Below are 18,625 nucleotides of genomic sequence, written 5' to 3'. Positions count from 1 at the left end.
AATCTGCCGTGTATTAAAACTATAGTTAAAAACGATAATTACATTCCAATCACAAGTGCTACAGTTTAGTTATAGAAAGCTTTAAGCGTGTGAATGTTTTATACAATAATGCGGAGCTGATGACGTTTGGCGCGTTAAGTAGCGCATAATTGAGTGATTGGACAACATGATTGATGTTAGTATAAAAAGTATTTATATGAAATTCATGCAGTCTTACGATTATGCACGAAACAGAAATTGATGATTATCCAAAAGTTGCGTAATTGAATGAATTTTTATCCTGTAGAAAAGGAGAGTCCAACCATGAAGCACATCGTTGCAGGAATTATTGCCCACGTTGATGCCGGTAAAACAACGCTTTCGGAAGCATTGCTTTACCGGGCCGGTGAGTTGCGTAAACTTGGTCGGGTTGATAAAGGTGACGCTTTTCTTGATCCAGACAAACTTGAGAAGAAACGTGGGATCACGATCTTTTCGCACCAAGCCAGTCTTCAGTACGGGGACCTTAAGTTAACTTTGTTAGATACTCCTGGCCACGTAGATTTTGCGACGCAGACGGAGCAGGTTTTGAGCGTCCTTGATTGCGCAATTCTGGTGATTTCGGCGACGGATGGTATTCAGGGTTATACGCGGACACTTTGGCGTTTACTTGAGCATTATCACGTGCCCACGTTTATTTTTGTTAATAAAATGGATACAAATGGTGCTGATAAAACGCAAGTACTTAACCAGTTACAAAATACTTTTTCACCAGGCTGTATTGATTTTAACGCAGACGAGCAGGTCCAAAATACTGATTTCTCGGCTGAAGCGGCCGAAGAAATTGCTGTCCGTGATGATAAAGTACTTGAAGGTTATCTAACTTCTGGCGCGCTTGATGGCAGTACTGTCCGGCAAATGATTGGTCGCCGCGAGGTCTTTCCTTGTTATTTTGGCGCGGCACTTAAGGTAGCGGGCGTTGATAATTTACTTGCTGGCCTTGAACGCTGGACTAATGCAGCAACGGATAAGCAAGACTTTGGCGCCCGCGTATTTAAAATTTCGTATGACGAAAAAGGTGAGCGGCTGACTTGGATTCGAGTAACTGGTGGTGTGCTTCGGACTAAGGATGTCTTATTAAACGAGCAGAAGGCCAATCAATTGCGCGTCTATAATGGGACTAAATTTACGGCCTGTCAAAAAATATCTGCCGGTGACATCTGCGCTATTGCTGGACTAACGAATACTTATCCTGGCCAGGGACTTGGTAACGAAGTTGATGGTGCTACGCCAGTGATTCAGCCTGTTCTCAACTATGCGCTTGATCCTAAGGCGTACGACATTCACGTTTGTCTCGCTGCACTTCGTCAACTTGAGGATGAAGATCCCCAGTTACACGTTTCTTGGTCAAGTCACCTTCAGGAAATCAGGGTTCAAATCATGGGTGAAGTTCAGTTGGAAATTTTGCAGCAAATCCTACTTGAACGTTTTAATTTAGACGTTAGTTTTGGTAAAGGGAGTATTCTTTACAAAGAATCGATTACGCAGGCGACCGAGGGAGTGGGTCATTTTGAACCTCTGCGGCACTATGCAGAAGTTCATTTACTGCTTCAGCCTGCGCCACGTGGCAGTGGGCTGACCTTCGCTGCTAACTGCAGTTTAGAAGTGCTTGGTCGTAATTGGCAGCATCAGGTGCTGGCCAATCTGCGGGCCAAAGAACAGCTGGGGGTTCTTACTGGTGCGCCAATTACGGATATGCGGGTTACCCTTGTAGGTGGCAGGGCCAGTATCGTCCATTCTGTTGGGGGTGATTTCCGCGAAGCAACTTGGCGGGCAATTAGGCAAGGTTTAATGATGCTTAAAAAACGTGGTGCCTGTCAGCTGTTGGAACCTTGGTATCAATTTCGGCTGGAAATAAACCAAGATCAAATTGGTCGCGCGATGAGTGATATTGAACGAATGAGTGGTAGTTTTGCCGCGCCAGAAGTGACCGCTATTTCTGGTGCTGGGCCGACGACTCTGACTGGTTTTGCGCCGGTTTCAGAAATGCAGGACTATGCTCAGGAGGTCCACGCTTATACGCATGGTCAGGGGCAGCTAGAATGTATCGTTGCGGGTTATCGGCCTTGTCATGATGCAAAAACGGTTATGGCGGATTTGAAATATGATCCAGTTGCCGATTTGGACAACACGCCAGGGTCAGTTTTTTGTGCCCACGGAGCTGGTTATCCAGTGGCCTGGGATCAAGTGCCGCAAATGGCGCATTTTCCTTATGTTTATTCAGAAGCGGACTTAATTAAATTGATGGAATGAAAAACGGATACTGGGTTTCTCTGGGGCGTTACTTTTAATCTTTATCTTGGCAACGTATTTGACAAATCGATTGTCAAACAAAATTAGTGTTAGTAGTTTAGCGGAAACGTCTGGCAATTCCAGCAGTACGCGATTGGTTATTCAATCGACATAAATAAGTTTAAAAAATGGTGTATTCAACCTAAGGCGGCTGGATACATCATTTTTTAAATACGGTTATTTTATGATTTTAACTTTTTTGTAATGCAAACAAAAATGCAAATGGGTATTAATACGTTATTCGCGGTTACGGCGATCTAAGTGGCGTAAGAGTGCACTGGAAGCAGCACGAAAAACTTTGGGGTGTGCCCGAGCGACGTGCACAACAAAACGGTCACCGAATGAATTGAAATAGCGACGTTTAGGATTAAGGTCAGTTGCGGCAGCATAGAAAACTCTAGCCAGATCGGCCGAGGTTGCACTGATCATATTTGAACTTGAGCTTAAGACATTACTTAGAGTATTTACAAGTGGCAAATAGGCCGAATCCGTTTTAAGATTTTTACGCATATTCTGTACAGCAATGTCGCCCCAAGCTGATTGGGTTCCACCAGGTTGAACAATGACGGAACGGATGCCAAATTGTTGTACTTCGAGGTCCAACGAATCACTCCATTGCTGTAAGGCTGCCTTTGAGGCGTGATAGTAAGCATTTAGTGGCATGTAAAGATCACCGCCAATTGATGAGATATTAACGATACGGCCAGTTTTTTGTGAGCGCATTGTGGGTAAAACTAATTTAGTTAATTCAGCGGCACCAAAGAAATTAGTCTCAAATTGTTTACGTACATTTTTCAGATCAATATCTTCAATTGGACCACCTTCGCCGTAACCGGCATTATTAATCAAGACGTCAATTCGGTGTTGTTCATTTAAAATAGTACTGATAAAGGTATGATTTGATTCTGAATCAGTCACATCTAATTTAACGGCGTAAATATTGGTGCCGGTTGGGATTTTTTCCACACGTCGTGCACCGCCATAGACAGTCCAGCCGCGTTGTGCAAATAATTGGAGAGCTGCTTTGCCCATTCCGCTACTTGCGCCGGTGATTGCAATTACTTTTCTTGTTGTCATACTCGTTTTCTCCCATCTTAGTTGGTTTATAGTGATAATAATGTTACAGTTGTAACAGGCTTAAGCTGAGAAGAGTATACCGCCAATCTTTTCGCAGTACAATCTTTCTAGACCAATAAGTGACAAAAGGAGTGAAATTGTCAATGGCCGATCAATCAAAAGCAATTGAAGAATATTTATTAGGGGCACTTAAACGCTTGCTTAAAAAGAAAGCATTTGATGAAATTTCGATCACTGAACTAACGAAAGTGGCTGGTATTTCACGTATGACCTTTTATCGGCACTATCAGAATATAACAGATATTTTGACGCGTGAAATGGCAGAAATAGTTAATGAATTGACGGATAAACTTGGTTCTAAAACAGTTGTTCAACATGAAGGATTAGTTTTTATTATGCAATTTTTAAAAGATCATGCAAGTTTCATTCGAATCTTATTGCTTGCACAGCAACAAGATATTTTACGCGATAATATCTCTCAAGTTCTGGCGAAATTATCGGCAAATAAAAAACAATTGCAAAATCTGAATGCTCGGGAAATCGATTATTATGTTCGGTATCATGCTACTGGTTTGACTAGTGTCATTATTGATTGGGTAACCAAAAAACAGCCAGAAACACCGGAGGAATTAGCAACGTTTTTAGAAAAAATTGGTGAAGGTAGCCAGCAATCTTAAAATTATTAAAAGTTTCTCCCTAAAACATTCAGAGGTCGCTTGATGAAGTACATTTTGATTATTATGCTAACTGCCAAGTTTAGGTCGGAAAAATCTTAAAGAAGGAGGCGCGGTCACATGAAGAATAATGAAATTTCGTTAACAACTAAACAGACATTTGCTAAGGCCCTAAAACAGCTTATGGGCAGACAACCCTTTGAAACGATTACTGTTCGGCAATTGCTTGCGATAACGGCGTATACGCGGCCAACCTTCTATTATCATTTTCATAGTACGACCGATTTACTTAAGTGGACCTTCGTGAGTGAGGCACTGAGTTTATTGCAACGAAGTCCGGAATATCATACGTGGGATGAGGATATTTTTTTGTTGCTGAAATACCTGAAGGCTAATGAGAAGCAGTACCGTTCCTTTTACGCGACGATGGATTTGGAACAAATGAACCGTATCTTTCGTGAACCAATCCAAACAGTGTTAATAGGCTATATTGATTATATTTTACGGACGCACCACCTAGCTGTATCTAAGGAAGACCAGGACTTTATCGTACGGTTCTTTACCGGTGGCTTTGTTAGTATTGTCGTAGATTGGTTAAATACTGGTCTAAAAACGTCACCGGAATTTATCCGTCAGCAGATTTTGGATACTCAAGATAATATCATTATCTTCTCACTGGAAACCGCGAATAAAAAGAACAAACTTAACAAAAATGGTGATCTGTAAGATATCTAACAAGTCACCATTTTTGTCTCTGTATTATCTTTTTGAAAGCGCTTATACTCTTCTCGTAAGGTAATACGTAATAAGTGAATTTACATTACTAATTTAGGTAGTTCTACTAATGAAAGTGAGTTGGTGTTTATGGATAATTTTAAAGATCGAGTTATTTTGATCACTGGATCCGCCCACGGTTTTGGCGCAGCGATTGCTAAGGAAGCCGCTCAACGTGGGATGAAACTTGCTTTGGCCGATATTGATGAACCAGCATTAAAGGATATTTACGATGAGGTTACTACGTTAGGTGCCGATGCGGAAATGATCCCGACGGATGTGACTGAGGAAACTGCAGTAGATAATGCAGTTGCAACTACCATGAAGCGTTTCGGTCAAATTGATGTCTTGGTCAATAGCGCTGGTGTCGCAGTACCAGGATCAATTTGGGAGTTGCCAACACGTGATTGGGAATGGATTTTGCACGCGGATGTTATGAGTCAAGTGTATGCCTTACAGCAGGTTATTCCTATTATGATGAAGCAACCAGATGGTGGTGATATCATCAATGTAGCGTCAATGGCAGGGTTGATCACTAGTCCGTTAATGCCTGCGTATTACACGAGCAAGTTTGCTAGTGTTGGGATGACAGAAGCCGTTGAGTATGATTTACAGGCGGCAAAGGCTAATGTACACATGCACGTCTTTTGTCCGGCGTTTGTGCAGACTGATCTTTATCATTCTGAGCAGCACCGCCCTGCTAAATATACCAACACTAGTGATCCATATTATACGAGTAAGGTCTTTAAAGATGGGCAAAAATTTGCAGAAAATGATATCAAGACGGGGATGTCCATTAACACAATTCCGGCACTTATTTTCACAGCCTTAGAGAAGAATGAATTCTATATTTTGTCACACCCAGCGGTTAATCCGTTGATTGTGGCCCGGGCGCAAGGGATTGTTAATGGACAGGGGCCTGATCTTAACCTGATCACAAAATATTTAGATAAAACACATGGCGAAAAGCCAGCAGCCAAATAAAGAAAGGGTTTGAAGTTATTATGGCAACTTTAACTAAAAAGAGCACGTTTGTGAATAATGATCTTGCGGATGTTATTTTAAAGCGACAGTCAATTCGTAACTACGATAAGTCCGTCAAAATTTCTCACGATGAAATGACAACGATGATTAAAGAGGCAATTACGGCACCGTCAGCGTGTAATTTACAGGCTTGGCACTTTGTCGTTGTTGACACACCAGCCGGTAAGGATAAACTGCGTTCCTTCTTTATGCACTTTAATACACCACAACTAGAAACTTCTTCGGCGATGGTCATGATTTTTGGCGACACATTAGCGTTTAAGTCTTACCGTAATTTATGGAATAAAGCCTACGATAACGGCCAAATTTCGGCTGAAAAACGGGATGAGGTTTTCAAAACTTTCTTACCACTTTATGAAAGTGCTTCGAAAGAAATGCTGACGGCAGATGCCACGGTTGACAGTGCCTTGGCAGCGATGCAGTTTATGCTAGTTGCGCGGGGACATGGTTACGCTACAAATCCAATTGCCGGGTATGACGCAACTAAGGCGGCCACCGCAATGGGATTGGATCCAGACAGATACGTTCCCGTTATGGCGGTTGCAATTGGCAAGCCGGCTCCAGACGATAAGGACGAGGTTAAATCAGTTCGCTACGAAGCCGATCAAGTTGTTCAGTTCAAATAAGTTTTTAAATAGTAGTTGTTATTTAGTGCTTTTTAATGATTATGAAAGTAGAATTTTTAGCTGGATGCGTTCACGTTTAATTGTGGATGTGTCTTTTTTGGTTAAATCTATGTCTGAACAAGAAAATTTATAGTGGCCGACAAGCTTGAATTAGCACGATTAAGTGCATAAAGTAGCAAAAAAGAAGTCGCAACCTAATTGAATAGGTCGCAGACTTCTTTTGGTCATTATTTATTAGCTATAATGTGTGGTGTTTTCGAATTATTTTTTCAAAAGCACACTAAATTTTTTGAACGATGTCATCAATTTTAACTTTTAATATCTTACGAATCCACGGGAACTTAGCTTTCATTTCGTCATATTCACTTCCCGATTCTATAAATTCACCGGTTCCGTAAACGTGAAAACCAGCCCCAGGTCCCTGTGTTCCGGGGACTTCTTTGCTTCCCATAGTTAAAACAACCCGGTTGTCAGTTTGAAAATCATTTTCGATACTGTGCATCCCTGCTGCAGGGATAAGGAGGTAATTATCGGCCTGTTTTATCTCAACGTATGAGCTCCAGGTATTAACGACACTAGCAGGCTGTGCGTTAACCGTAATAATGGTAGTTGGGCCTTCATGCTGCATAACTTCAAGGAATTTTTGGTTCATTAGTCTAACCTCTTTTTTACAGATTTAATGAGCTAATTATATTACTTAAGAAGAAAAAAGGCCAAACAAACGTTCAGCTAATTTTTCTCCGGCGTTAGGGACTAATTTGAATGAAATAGTTATATTTTCAGCACTTAAAGACGCTAAAATTGGCGTATCAAATAATCAGCATTTTAAAATGGCAGCATAAGTTGTAGCATGATAGAGATAGTTTAATTTTTTAGGAAGAAGTGTATCGTTTGTCAAAGCATAATATTATCATTGTCACTTGTGCATTGTTGTTGTCAAATGCGATGAGTGGGTTGGATAACACTATCATTAATACGGCATTACCAGCCATTATTTCTGATTTACACGGAATTGAAATGATGGGCTGGATTGTGGCGGTATTTTTGTTAGGAACAGCAGTTAGTACGCCTCTATGGAGTAAGTTAGGCGAACATATCGGCAATAAGCACAGCTACCAACTGGCTGCGCTCTTTTTTGTAGTGGGTTCCCTTTTAGAAGGATTAGCACCTAATATCGTTTTTCTGATTATCGCACGAACCATCGCTGGAATCGGAAATGGTGGGGTGGTTTCATTACCGTACATTATTTACGCGCGGATGTTTACCAATCCTCGGAAACGGATGCAGGTTTTGGGACTTGTGTCGGCGAGTTACAGCACGGCAACGATTATTGGACCATTGGTTGGCGGCTACATTGTGGATACGTTCAGTTGGCACTGGGTTTTCTATTTAAACGTACCAATTGGCCTAATCTCGGCTATCTTAGTGCAAATATATTATCAAACAACGCATGAATCACGGCAAAGTCAACCAGTTGATTATCGCGGAATTATTTCAATGACGATTGGTTTAGTGAGTTTGCTTGCCGGGATTGAAATGATCGGCAGCGCTAATTCACTACTTGTTGCCGGCGTGCTAGTATTCGCGGCCATTTGCCTAGGTGGCATGGTGTACCTTGAACGTGGCGTGGCCGATCCAATTATTCCTAGTCGACTCTTTAAAAATCGCTCGCTAATGATTGATTTTATTTTATTCACATTAATTTGGGGCGCCTTTGTTGGTTTCTTAATCTACAGTCCAATGTGGGCCCAAGGATTACTCGGGACAACGGCCTTGGTTGGTGGTGCCACGCAAATTCCCGGTTCATTAACTAATTTTATGGGATCTGGTTCGGTCGCGCCATTGCGCCGGTATTTAACACCGCAAAAAGTAATCGCTATGGGAATTATTACGTTAACTATTTCATTTATCCTTCTTTTAGTTATGGGAGTTAAAACACCGTACTGGATTTTATTGGTCGCTGCCGCTTTTGAAGGTTTTGGTAACGGTGCCTGCTTTAATGAACTGCAAGTAAAGGTGCAACAAGATGCTGATCCTAAAGATATTCCAGTGGCTACATCGTTTAGTTTTTTAATTCGGATGTTGAGCCAGACATTTACGGCCTCAATTTTTGGACTGATCATGAACAGTGCACTAAGAAGTGGTGTTGCCCAATCCGGTGGTAAAATTACGATGAAAATGATGAATAAGCTTAGTGATGCAACCAATCTCAAAACGTTGCCGACCCAGTTAATTCCGCAGATGCGGCTTATTTTACATAATGGCCTGCACAACATCATGTTTTTATCATTAATACTGATGCTAATTGCGTTGGGAATTAATCTTTGGGCGCAACGATTAGAACGGCAAAAGGCAATTGGTTAGTCAGAACAATTACGGGTTTAGTGAACTTAGCAGATGGATTCAGCTAGGCAAGTAACTTGCGCCAATGTTGATCGTTTACTCACATGATGGTGAATCAAGTTTTTAACTAATTTAAAAATAGGTTGATGGAGTAAAGGAGAGAGGTCAGCATGCACATAAAAACTGCGTCGGAAATATTTGCGGCAATTCAAAACGATACCCAAAATCAAGAATTTACTGCTCAAGGAATTCAACCACTTTATCACGTTATTCCGCAGGCAGAAATTCTTATTATTAGTCAAGCTCCCAGTCGAAAGGCGCAAGCATCAATGGTGTTTTGGGATGATCCAAGTGGCGATCGTTTGCGCGCCTGGATGGGATTAAGCAAGGATGAGTTTTACCGTTCTGGTAAAATTGCTGTGATGCCGTTAGATTTTTACTATCCAGGTAAGGGTGCACACGGCGATCTTCCACCGCGGAAAGGTTTTGCTGATAAGTGGCACGAACCGCTATTAGAATTGATGCCCAAGGTACGTTTAACACTTTTAATTGGTCAGTACGCGCAAAAATATTATTTACAAAAACGGCGGCAGCGAACTTTGACGGAAACTGTTCGGCATTATGAAGATTATCTGCCTAACTATTTTCCATTAGTTCATCCATCACCGCTTAACTATGGTTGGTTGCATAAAAATACTTGGTTTGAAGGGACAGTTCTTCCCGTTTTACAGACGGAAATTAAACAAATTATGCTTGATGAAGCATAATCTTGGAGCCTACTAATTGATTATTCTTTGGCAAATGTTTCAATACAATACGCCTTTTTACCACAGTGCGGGCAAATTAATTTACGCGTTTTTGGTGTGTGTGCAGAGAAAAATAGTTTTTTTAGTCTAATTTTAAAAACGGTTTTGCAATTAGGACAAATATAAGCGGTATTTTGATTGTATTCTTTTGTCATATAACCAGCTATAAAAACTATAATTGGAATGCCAATGAACATTGGCCACCAAATCCCGTTAACAATGCCCAGAAATAATAATCCAATTTCAAGTAGATCTGCAAGAATACCGAATAAAATCAGTAGCTGATGTAATTGTTTCAGCTCTTTGTTTTTTTGCATTGTGCCATCTATGTCGCCTAATGTGTTTTCTAATAGTGGTTCACTATTGTGGAGCGTGTCACTAATATACTGAGCGCTCTGTTTTTGTGCCTCCAGTACTTTAATTTGTTGGTCCAGTCGTGTTATTTGCCGGTCCAATAGTAATTCCAAGACTGCATAATTTTGTTGATTTGCCATCACCTTCCTAATGTCTTTGAGCGTAAAGCCCAGTTGTTTATACCCCAAAATTATACGTAAGGTTTGTAACTCTTTGTTTGAGTAAATACGTTTACCACTTTCATTAAAATGGTCTGGGCTTAGTAAATTTTTTTGATCGTAGTATTGAATGGTGCGAATAGAAATACCACAAATTTTTGCGAGCTCACCGGTTGTATAAGTCGCCATAGAATTTCACCTCCTATAAGTTATAGCATAGCTAATGACGTAGCGTTATGAGCAAGCAGTTTTTATTTCAAAATGTAAAATAACGTCTAAAATATGGTATAAATAAGGTGAGGTAATAGGTGTTTAGGTAATTTGGGAGAATATGTAGCGAGATTAATGATCTGAAGTACTGGGTAAAGGTAGTAAACGGCGGGCACAACGGAATATTATTGTGCAGCAGTGGGGGAGTGTTATTATGGTAAAATGTCCAAATTGTGGTACTTTAAATGAGCCAAATTCTAAATTCTGTATTAGTTGTGGCCAGGCATTGGAAGGGCAAACGACTAAGGTTTGTCCACGCTGTGGTACAACTAATACGGAAACAACTATGTTTTGTAGTCATTGTGGTTATACCTTTTCACAAACAGATCGTGCACAAAAACAGCCAATTAAAAGAGTGAGCCATCGTTGGCCGTGGATACTTGGTACGGTAGTAATTATATTATTTATTGGTTTTATTTTTATTTTACGACAAAGTCCCAGTCCCGCTGAAAAAACGGCGGTTGCGAGCTCTAGTTCGTCTAGTGATACTACAGAATCTGAGCGTGCTAGTTTGGCTGCAGAAAATGCTTCATTGAAGGCTTCAACTACTCAATCGAAAAGTGAAGTCACAACTACAAATAAACAAAAATCAGTCACACTATCTGAAGCGGAAAAGCAAACGGTTACTGAACAAATGCTGAATTGGGCCGACAGTCGTGCGCAAACCGGCAACATGGCGGTTAGTAATTACTATTTCAATCATGGGGCCGCTGGTTCTGGTGACTGGTACGCCCAAACGCCAGATGGTGAGGTTCAGGTGCAAGATAATAATAATCCCGGTACCGCTAATTTTAAAATTCACGCAATTGGTGGTTTAGTGTTTTATACGTCTAAGGATGGGACTACTGGCGTTGATGATAGCTTAGATAGTGGCTCAACGGCTGATGGTTATACGACTAATATGAACTTTGATAAACCAGTTAGTAAATACCTTTTGGCCGATAATGGGGTTGTGTATGAATTAAAATCTGGTAACGGCACAACAGTCGATCCACTTACTGGTTTTGGTGAATACAATAATAATGGAACCGAAACTACGTACAAGCCAGATCAGGACTTCACTGTTTCTAATGATTCAGCGGCCACAAATGAATTACAGGATTTATTAGAACCTTATTGATGAATTATGTATTTTAAACGTGTCGCGCAACTATTTTTCATAAAATTAACTAATCCAAATTGTATTTAATGAATTATTTATCAAGTTGAATCGATACTCGACGATCAGCCCATTTTTGTAACCCAGTCTAAAAGAAAGTATTCGAAAACAGAGACCAGTCTCAGTTCAACAAATTTTTAAATAATCAAGCGCGCTTGAAGTTTAATAGCGCGCTATTTTTATGCTTTTCAAATACTCACTAGACTGATGCTTGGATCTGGACGTCTTTTCAAATTAGACACGTGAACCCAGAGTTTTACCCCAGCCTTTCGTTTTTGGTGTGCCAATAAAATAAACTGCAATAAACCAAACCATAACGGTGGTTTGATTTATTGCAGAAGGATAGCAACGTCATTTATTTTTTGGGCCGAATTTCATCCTGCAAACTACCATCTCGTTTATATACTTTAATCACCGAATCCTTATTGGCAACGATTTTATGAGCACGTTTCAGCGCTTCTTCTTTAGTAGGAAACACTTCACTGGGTTGTTTACCGCCTTCAGCCATGACTGCCCAGCCATTTTCTTGGTGCTTAACTAGTTCGTTTGAGTCAATGAGTTCTGGATTACTTTTCTTTTCCGAATGTTTGTCGTGTTTGGTTGGATTTTTATCGTTACGTAACTTTTGTTTGTCGGTAGGAGTTGCATCCTGGTACCATTTTTCCGCCTGACTGATCGCAATCGGAATGGCGCGGTCATCTGGATATCCATCGGCCAAGAGTGCGTTGCCGATATCAATTGCTTTTTTCCGTTCTTGCTCAGGCATATTTTTCATTGAATTAGGATAATCTTGCATATTCCAGGGCATACTGGGATTCCTCCTTGTAATTACAAATTTAGTTCTAATTATCATTTTAAATGATGATTAGCAGTGAAAGAAAGAAATATGCGCGTTGTTTGATTTTTGGCGGCCTGTTATTGTTATTGGATTTCCTTTACAATGAATGAATAACCTTAAAATGAAATGGAGAGATCTAGTGACACTATTTTTAGTTGTCTTAATCGCCTTATTTGGTGCGTTAGTTCGAACAGTTTTTGGTTTTGGTGAAGTATTAGTAACAATGCCACTATTAGCATTAGTGGGTTTTAACCTTCAAATGTCAACTGCTTTAATTGGTGCATTGGGGTTACTGGTTGCAATTCCGGCAGCGGTTAAATTTCGTGCCCACATTGATTTTGCTGTCGTTCGTCGCTTAGTAACTGGCTCATTACTAGGGGTGCCATTAGGAATTCTCTTGATTAAAATGGTACCCACCAAGTTGGTTTTACATTTATTAGGTCTATTTCTAATTGTTTACGGAACGTATAGTCTGTGGAAATTATTTAGTCAGCAACCACAAAAAAAGCATCTTGCCGCTAATTATTGGGATTATTTAGCTGGTATCGTTTCAGGGGCGTTGGGAAGTGCCTATAACAGCCATGGTGTGCCAGTTGTCATTTACGGGACCTTGAAAAAATGGCCGGTAGATCAATTACGCGGTATTTTGCAGGCACACTTTCTTTGCGTAGGGACAATTGTTGTCATTAGTCAAGCCGCTTCAGGTTTTTGGAATATAACGGTTGTTCACTTGCTGCTGATAATTGTGCCCTTGTTATTCGTTGTTGTACCATTAGGCAACTGGCTTAGTGATCACATTGCACGAACTACTTTGGTCAAGTACATTTATATTTTACTAATTGTCTTTGGTGGCTTGTTATTGCTTAAATGAAAATAGGCGCTAAAAGTAAGGTTGATCACCAATACTTTTAGCGTCTATTTTAATGTTTGCTTAACGAACTAAATCCTTCCAAATCACCACTTTATTTGTGGCAAGTGAAGCGGGGACGTCAATAATACGTTGGTTTGAACTGCCACGGAATTGAAGTGTTAGGTCCTTTTTAGCTTGAATAAAGCGACCATCCACTAGAATATCTAACAAACTCAATAGTTCTTTTTTATCCGCCGATTCCTGTTGTAGTTCGTCCCAAGTATAGCCGGTCCACGACCAGATATCCTTATCGTGACCAAATTCCTGCCGAACCCGCTTAACCAGCGCCAGGCAGACTTGAGTATTAAGGAAAGGCTCACCACCAAGTAAGGTCAGTCCTTGAACGTAAGGCTGCGCCAGATCAGCGATGATTTGGTCTTCCAAATCTTTTGTATAGGGGTGGCCATAATGAAAATTTTGGGCAATTTTATTATAGCAACCTGGACAAGCGAAACGGCAGCCAGAAACATAGAGACTATTACGAACACCTTCGCCATCAACAAAATTAAAGGGCTTGTAATCAGCAATGTATTGCTGGCTTAAATCGTCCGCTAACCATTCTTTTGGCTTAGGATTATTGGGTAATTCATTTTTTATCATTAATTATAACCACCATTTATTGTCTTGCTTGCGTTGTTTGATCATTTCCCAGTGTCATGTGCTTAACCCGGTGAATAATTTCTTCATGTCGGCCGTGAACCATTGGGCGTTGTTGCGGATTACCTAAATAACCACAAGTTCGTTTAACCACATCACAAGTCGTTGGGTCAGTGTTACCACATTTAGGACACTTGAAACCCCGTTCAGTTGGTTTAAATTCGCCTTTAAAACCACACTTGAAGCATTGATCGATTGGTGTATTGGTGCCTAGATAGCCAATTCGATCATAACCATAGTCCCAAACGGCCTCTAATGCCTTTGGATTTTGTTTCAAATTTGGGTATTCACAATAATGAATAAAACCACCAGCACAATATTTAGGGTAAGCTTTTTCAAAGTCAATCTTCTCAAATGGTGTTGGCGCCTTACGAACATCGTAGTGAAAACTATTTGTGTAGTATTCCTTATCAGTGACGTCTTTAACCTTACCGAATTTCTTTAAATCGGCTTGGCAGAAGGTATTTGTTAAGCTTTCTGCAGGCGTGCTGTAAACACTGAAGTGATAACCGTATTCTTTTTCCCACGCTAAACAATGCTTGTAGAGGTCCTTTACGACGTCAACCGTGAATGCCTTGGCCGACGGGTCATTTTCCCAAGCGTGTCCAAAGAAGACCGCACCTACCTCGTATAGGCCAATATAGCCTAGTGAAACAGTTGCGCGGTTATTTTTAAATAACTCATCGACCGAGTCAGTTGGTTTTAGGCGCTTACCAAATGCACCAAATTCGTACAAAATTGGTGCGTTATTTGGTTTGGCTTCCTTGGCCCGATTAACCTTGAAAACAAGAGCTTCTTTACAAACTTGCAAACGTTGTTCCAGGATTTCCCAGAACTTAGCCTGATCGCCTTGTGATTCTAAAGCGATTCGCGGCAAATTAACCGTAACAACGCCTAAATTCATTCGGCCTGAGTTAACTTCTTTGCCATTTTCATCTTTCCAGCCTTGTAAAAAGCTGCGGCAGCCCATTGGTGCTTTAAACGATCCAGTTAATTCAACAATCTTGTCGTAAGATAAAATGTCAGGGTACATCCGTTTTGTGGCACATTCAATCGCAATTTGTTTAATATCGTAATTAGGGTCAGTTTTGTCTAAATTCAAACCACGTTTCAAGGTAAAGACTAATTTAGGAAAAATTGCTGTTCGGTGTTCTTTACCAAGGCCCTTAATTCGTACCTGTAAAATTGCCTTTTGAATATCGCGTTCAATCCAACTTGAGCCTAAACCAAAGCCAAGTGTCGTAAATGGTGTCTGGCCCTGTGAAGAATACAAGGTGTTGATTTCGTATTCCAAGGCCTGCATAGCATCATAGATATCCTTGGTTGTCTTAGTTTTCGCAAAATCCTGTTGCTTTTGGTCGCCATCAATCCACTGTTTAGCATCCGTTAAGTGTTTTTGGTAATTTTTTTCTGCAAAGGGTGCCAATAATTCGTCGACTCGATCGGCGGAGCACCCACCATATTGACTAGAAGCAACGTTAGCGATAATTTGGCTCATTTGGGCAGTAGCCGTCTGAATCGAATGTGGTGGTTCTACTTCAGCGTTACCAATTTTAAAGCCGTGGGTTAGCATTTCTTTGAAATCAATCAAACAGCAATTTGTCATGGGGCTGTAAGGTTGATAATCGAGATCATGCCAGTGAATTTCACCCTTTAAATGCGCGTTGGCCACTTTTGCAGGAAGCATTTTTAGCCCAATTGCTTTGGCAACTGTGCCGGCAGTCAGGTCTCGTTGTGTATTGAAAACTTCACTGTCTTTGTTGGCATTTTCGTTAATAACGTTACGATCTTTATTTAATAATTTTTTGATTGTAAAGTTAATATCAGTTGCCTGATTGCGGGAAAAGTCACGTTTTGTTCGGTAATTAATGTATTCTTGAGCAATATCGTATTGGTGGTGATTTAACAGTGTTTGTTCAACAATATTCTGAATTTCGTAAATCTTTATATTTTTTGTAAAACGTTGGTTAATTTCGTTAATGGCGTCAGTCGTGACTTCTTCTAATGCTTGATTAATGATTGGATCAATTTCCTGATCAACTTGCGTGGCAGCCTTTACTAGTGCATTTTGAATTTTGTTGCCGTCAAACTGCATTAAACGACCGTCGCGCTTGATCACTTTAATTTGTAAAACTTTAGGTTGAATATCTAACATAATGAACACCTTTTTCTTTGTTAATACATCATATATTAAAGCATTCACCGCCAAATCGCAATTGATATCAATCAATATATAGGGGGTTATTTCGCAAAATCAACTAAAATTTAACAATATATTGTGTATAAGACTGGCCGTTAAAAATAAATTCTGGGTTAATTAGGGTAGCTACAAGCTTAGGTGTGTCAAGGCAAATAAAATTACAATGGACAAAATTTTACCAATATTGGTGAATTAGATTGTTCCGCGTTAGCACTAAAAATAATTGAAAAGGCCGCAGTAAAATTTATTTTCGGCGCAGTCTTCTATAATCGGTGCAAGTTCAGAGTCTAACCCACCTTTCCGATGTGCTAGATATAGTCACGTTTTCTAAAGTTTAGGGTGAGCAAACAACTAATTAACACACAGACGGCGGCTACAAGGTAAGTTGTTTTAATTGCTTGTAAGGAACCTAATTGGGTAGCGACTTTTAGGCTATGCTGGGCCATTAATTGTGCAATGTTATTTTTTTGCAAAACGCTCATGATTCCAATTAATAACGCTGTCCCAAATGAACCTGATACTTGACGGATGGTTGTATACATCGCTGAGCCATCAGGAATGATTGCTTGAGGTAACGAATTAAAGGCCTCCGTTTGAATGGGCATGGTAACGACTGAAAGGCCTAACTGGCGAACGGCTTGGGCGGCAGTCACCCAGGCAAAGCTTGAATGCAGGCTTACGCGACTCAGCATAAGAGTACCAATCAGTAAAATAATGGTACCACCAAATGATAAATATTTGGCACCCCATTGATCGTACATCCGGCCACTAATTGGTGACATAACCGCAATTATCAAGGCGCCGGGCAACATAGCTAGACCAGAATAGATTGCGCTATAATGCATAACATTTTGCATATATAAAGGAAGTAACAGCGTTCCGCCGTAAAGTGCCATCATTAAAAAGACGTTCACGATCACCGCAATGATGAAGTTATGACTTTTAAAAACGTTGAAGTTTAGTAATTTGTTACTGATATGTGTTTGTTGATAGACAAAGGCAATGACAATCAGTAGGCCAAGCAAACTAAAACCAAGAACGTTTTTAGACAGTATTGGCATTGTACCGGCATTACTGAAACCAAGTAACAGTGAGCCAAGACCAATACTTGAAAGGGCAACGCCACTCCAGTTAAGTTTTAATTTTTTATTCGTGCCCAGGTTACGTAGCATGATTGCTGCAAAAATAATATCCAAGATAATTAGAGGTGCAATCAGATAGAAAAGCGAACGCCAATTATACTGTTCAACTAAATAACCAGAAATGGTTGGACCAAGGGCTGGCGCAAAATTTAGTGCCAGACCAACCCAACCCATAGCAGTTCCACGTTTGTTAGCCGCGTACATATTCATGATGGAGACGTTCATTAGTGAGGCAATAACGCCAGCACCACCGGCCTGAATCATCCGTCCAGTGATCAATATCAAATAACTGGGCGCCATTCCGGCGATGATCGTACCAAAAGCAAACACACACATTGCAGCCAAATAAAGTTGCCGGGTGGTGAAACGTTGAATCAAGTAGGCCGTTAAGGGGACCATAATACCGTTAACCAACATGTAACCATTTGATAACCACTGTCCTTGTGCAGCAGTGATATTAAATGACCGCATGATACTAGGTAACGCCACGTTCATTAAAGTTTGATTTAAGAAGGCCAAAAAAGTTCCCATGACTAGAATCAACATAATTCCCCGGTTATGTTTTGTTTGGACAGCGTTCACTATTTAATACCTTCTAACTTTTTTAGTAGTTCTGCTTGAGTTGCTAATAGTTCCGTTAATTTTGTCGTGGACATATCATTGATTGGCGTTAATTTTTTCCAAAAATCGGCGTAGGTTACTGCATATTTTTGCTGTCCTTTAGCAGTCGGACTAATATTGATTTTGCGTTTATTGGTTTGATCACGATTTTTAGTGACTAAACCTTCTGCCACCATTCGGTCAACAATACCGGAAGTTGTGCTATTACCAAGACGTAAGGCGTTGGCGAGTTCCTCGAGTGAGCTAGGGTTTTTAGTTGCAAGGGCACCCAAAGCAATAATCCAAGTTTCAGTGAGCTGTTGTTTATTAGCCTGGTAATAAAAAATCCGGCGCGTTTCTTTTCTAAGCGAGCGCAGTGATAGGATTAAATCTTTAATTTCTATTTCGGTGTTATTCATTAGTACTCCTTATATTGATTATTCGTATACGAACTATTCGTGCACGAAACATATTACGCGTTTTTGAGTAATTTTTCAAGGAAGCCTTAATTGCACTAGACTTAGATTAGTTAAAATAATTATAAAAGGCCGGTCTACCTTTAATGAAACGGATGAAAATATTGAGTCCTTAGATTAAAAGGCATAAACTTTATGCAGATGCATGATGTCGTGATAGAACTGATAAAATGAATAAACATGGAT

At 40.3% G+C, this 18,625-nt stretch carries 17 protein-coding genes; 9 read left to right on the top strand and 8 right to left on the bottom strand.

Features of this window, described 5'->3' with window-relative positions:
• The first annotated feature begins 303 nt into the window (after nucleotides 1–303).
• A complete protein-coding gene (locus tag EKM98_RS02820; RefSeq protein ID WP_100070640.1) occupies nucleotides 304–2,292 on the top strand; it encodes an elongation factor G in 1,989 nt (662 codons plus the stop codon).
• Nucleotides 2,293–2,568: 276 nt separating this feature from the next.
• On the opposite strand, the gene EKM98_RS02815 is transcribed toward EKM98_RS02820, so the two are convergent.
• Nucleotides 2,569–3,408: an SDR family NAD(P)-dependent oxidoreductase gene (locus EKM98_RS02815; RefSeq protein WP_100070641.1), complete on the bottom strand. Its 840-nt coding sequence runs from the start codon at nucleotides 3,406–3,408 to the stop codon at nucleotides 2,569–2,571.
• 143 nt (nucleotides 3,409–3,551) lie between these two features.
• Between EKM98_RS02815 and EKM98_RS02810 the strand changes: the two genes are divergently transcribed.
• The 4 genes from EKM98_RS02810 to EKM98_RS02795 all read left to right on the top strand — a co-directional run bounded on the left by EKM98_RS02810 (nucleotide 3,552) and on the right by EKM98_RS02795 (nucleotide 6,526).
• Nucleotides 3,552–4,085: a TetR/AcrR family transcriptional regulator gene (locus tag EKM98_RS02810; RefSeq protein ID WP_100070642.1), complete on the top strand. Its 534-nt coding sequence runs from the start codon at nucleotides 3,552–3,554 to the stop codon at nucleotides 4,083–4,085.
• A 117-nt stretch (nucleotides 4,086–4,202) separates the two neighbouring features.
• The gene (locus EKM98_RS02805) at nucleotides 4,203–4,808 is read left to right on the top strand and encodes a TetR/AcrR family transcriptional regulator C-terminal domain-containing protein (protein WP_125980416.1); all 606 of its coding nucleotides are present in this window, start codon (nucleotides 4,203–4,205) and stop codon (nucleotides 4,806–4,808) included.
• A 138-nt stretch (nucleotides 4,809–4,946) separates the two neighbouring features.
• Nucleotides 4,947–5,840 (top strand): SDR family NAD(P)-dependent oxidoreductase, encoded by an 894-nt coding sequence (locus EKM98_RS02800; RefSeq protein ID WP_100070644.1) that lies wholly within the window; start codon nucleotides 4,947–4,949, stop codon nucleotides 5,838–5,840.
• A 20-nt stretch (nucleotides 5,841–5,860) separates the two neighbouring features.
• Entirely contained in the window at nucleotides 5,861–6,526 is a 666-nt protein-coding gene (locus EKM98_RS02795; RefSeq protein WP_100070645.1) for a nitroreductase family protein, read from the top strand.
• A gap of 280 nt (nucleotides 6,527–6,806) precedes the next feature.
• Here EKM98_RS02795 and EKM98_RS02790 read toward each other — a convergent pair whose 3' ends face one another.
• Nucleotides 6,807–7,178 (bottom strand): FMN-binding protein, encoded by a 372-nt coding sequence (locus EKM98_RS02790; RefSeq protein ID WP_068225886.1) that lies wholly within the window; start codon nucleotides 7,176–7,178, stop codon nucleotides 6,807–6,809.
• 239 nt (nucleotides 7,179–7,417) lie between these two features.
• On the opposite strand from EKM98_RS02790, the gene EKM98_RS02785 reads away from it, so the two are divergent.
• Complete coding sequence (locus EKM98_RS02785) at nucleotides 7,418–8,890, top strand: MFS transporter (RefSeq protein WP_125980414.1); 1,473 nt, start codon at nucleotides 7,418–7,420, stop codon at nucleotides 8,888–8,890.
• A gap of 155 nt (nucleotides 8,891–9,045) precedes the next feature.
• Nucleotides 9,046–9,636: a uracil-DNA glycosylase family protein gene (locus EKM98_RS02780; RefSeq protein ID WP_068226275.1), complete on the top strand. Its 591-nt coding sequence runs from the start codon at nucleotides 9,046–9,048 to the stop codon at nucleotides 9,634–9,636.
• A gap of 20 nt (nucleotides 9,637–9,656) precedes the next feature.
• Here EKM98_RS02780 and EKM98_RS02775 read toward each other — a convergent pair whose 3' ends face one another.
• Nucleotides 9,657–10,376 carry a MerR family transcriptional regulator gene (locus tag EKM98_RS02775; protein ID WP_100070647.1) on the bottom strand — a complete coding sequence of 240 codons (720 nt, stop codon included), beginning with the start codon at nucleotides 10,374–10,376 and terminating at the stop codon, nucleotides 9,657–9,659.
• 235 nt (nucleotides 10,377–10,611) lie between these two features.
• Here EKM98_RS02775 and EKM98_RS02770 point away from each other — a divergent pair, with 235 nt between their 5' ends.
• Nucleotides 10,612–11,577, top strand: coding sequence for a zinc ribbon domain-containing protein (locus tag EKM98_RS02770; RefSeq protein ID WP_100070648.1), 966 nt, complete (start codon nucleotides 10,612–10,614; stop codon nucleotides 11,575–11,577).
• A 394-nt stretch (nucleotides 11,578–11,971) separates the two neighbouring features.
• Here EKM98_RS02770 and EKM98_RS02765 read toward each other — a convergent pair whose 3' ends face one another.
• Nucleotides 11,972–12,424 carry a DUF2188 domain-containing protein gene (locus EKM98_RS02765; protein ID WP_100070649.1) on the bottom strand — a complete coding sequence of 151 codons (453 nt, stop codon included), beginning with the start codon at nucleotides 12,422–12,424 and terminating at the stop codon, nucleotides 11,972–11,974.
• A 169-nt stretch (nucleotides 12,425–12,593) separates the two neighbouring features.
• Here EKM98_RS02765 and EKM98_RS02760 point away from each other — a divergent pair, with 169 nt between their 5' ends.
• Nucleotides 12,594–13,325 (top strand): sulfite exporter TauE/SafE family protein, encoded by a 732-nt coding sequence (locus tag EKM98_RS02760; RefSeq protein ID WP_100070650.1) that lies wholly within the window; start codon nucleotides 12,594–12,596, stop codon nucleotides 13,323–13,325.
• A gap of 60 nt (nucleotides 13,326–13,385) precedes the next feature.
• On the opposite strand, the gene nrdG is transcribed toward EKM98_RS02760, so the two are convergent.
• The 4 genes from nrdG to EKM98_RS02740 form a co-directional block, all read right to left on the bottom strand.
• Entirely contained in the window at nucleotides 13,386–13,964 is a 579-nt protein-coding gene (nrdG, locus tag EKM98_RS02755; RefSeq protein WP_125980412.1) for an anaerobic ribonucleoside-triphosphate reductase activating protein, read from the bottom strand.
• A 16-nt stretch (nucleotides 13,965–13,980) separates the two neighbouring features.
• On the bottom strand, nucleotides 13,981–16,176 hold the full coding sequence (gene nrdD, locus EKM98_RS02750) for an anaerobic ribonucleoside-triphosphate reductase (RefSeq protein WP_125980411.1): 2,196 nt from the start codon (nucleotides 16,174–16,176) through the stop codon (nucleotides 13,981–13,983).
• 353 nt (nucleotides 16,177–16,529) lie between these two features.
• Nucleotides 16,530–17,909, bottom strand: coding sequence for an MDR family MFS transporter (locus EKM98_RS02745; RefSeq protein ID WP_125980429.1), 1,380 nt, complete (start codon nucleotides 17,907–17,909; stop codon nucleotides 16,530–16,532).
• A 35-nt stretch (nucleotides 17,910–17,944) separates the two neighbouring features.
• Nucleotides 17,945–18,382: a MarR family winged helix-turn-helix transcriptional regulator gene (locus tag EKM98_RS02740; RefSeq protein ID WP_100070652.1), complete on the bottom strand. Its 438-nt coding sequence runs from the start codon at nucleotides 18,380–18,382 to the stop codon at nucleotides 17,945–17,947.
• Nucleotides 18,383–18,625 lie beyond the last annotated feature (243 nt).

It is taken from the genome of Loigolactobacillus iwatensis, assembly GCF_003950295.1.
Classification (GTDB): domain Bacteria; phylum Bacillota; class Bacilli; order Lactobacillales; family Lactobacillaceae; genus Loigolactobacillus; species Loigolactobacillus iwatensis.
Note: the sequence above shows the minus strand (reverse complement) of the source record. Positions and strands in the feature narration are given on the sequence as shown.

Excerpts from the sequence above, each read along its gene's own strand:
- EKM98_RS02820 (WP_100070640.1), top strand. The coding sequence starts at position 304 with ATGAAGCACATCGTTGCAGGAATTATTGCCCACGTTGATGCCGGTAAA.
- EKM98_RS02815 (WP_100070641.1), bottom strand. The coding sequence starts at position 3,408 with ATGACAACAAGAAAAGTAATTGCAATCACCGGCGCAAGTAGCGGAATG.
- EKM98_RS02810 (WP_100070642.1), top strand. The coding sequence starts at position 3,552 with ATGGCCGATCAATCAAAAGCAATTGAAGAATATTTATTAGGGGCACTT.
- EKM98_RS02805 (WP_125980416.1), top strand. The coding sequence starts at position 4,203 with ATGAAGAATAATGAAATTTCGTTAACAACTAAACAGACATTTGCTAAG.
- EKM98_RS02800 (WP_100070644.1), top strand. The coding sequence starts at position 4,947 with ATGGATAATTTTAAAGATCGAGTTATTTTGATCACTGGATCCGCCCAC.
- EKM98_RS02795 (WP_100070645.1), top strand. The coding sequence starts at position 5,861 with ATGGCAACTTTAACTAAAAAGAGCACGTTTGTGAATAATGATCTTGCG.
- EKM98_RS02790 (WP_068225886.1), bottom strand. The coding sequence starts at position 7,178 with ATGAACCAAAAATTCCTTGAAGTTATGCAGCATGAAGGCCCAACTACC.
- EKM98_RS02775 (WP_100070647.1), bottom strand. The coding sequence starts at position 10,376 with ATGGCGACTTATACAACCGGTGAGCTCGCAAAAATTTGTGGTATTTCT.
- EKM98_RS02770 (WP_100070648.1), top strand. The coding sequence starts at position 10,612 with ATGGTAAAATGTCCAAATTGTGGTACTTTAAATGAGCCAAATTCTAAA.
- EKM98_RS02765 (WP_100070649.1), bottom strand. The coding sequence starts at position 12,424 with ATGCCCTGGAATATGCAAGATTATCCTAATTCAATGAAAAATATGCCT.
- nrdG (WP_125980412.1), bottom strand. The coding sequence starts at position 13,964 with ATGATAAAAAATGAATTACCCAATAATCCTAAGCCAAAAGAATGGTTA.
- nrdD (WP_125980411.1), bottom strand. The coding sequence starts at position 16,176 with ATGTTAGATATTCAACCTAAAGTTTTACAAATTAAAGTGATCAAGCGC.
- EKM98_RS02745 (WP_125980429.1), bottom strand. The coding sequence starts at position 17,909 with ATGTTGATTCTAGTCATGGGAACTTTTTTGGCCTTCTTAAATCAAACT.
- EKM98_RS02740 (WP_100070652.1), bottom strand. The coding sequence starts at position 18,382 with ATGAATAACACCGAAATAGAAATTAAAGATTTAATCCTATCACTGCGC.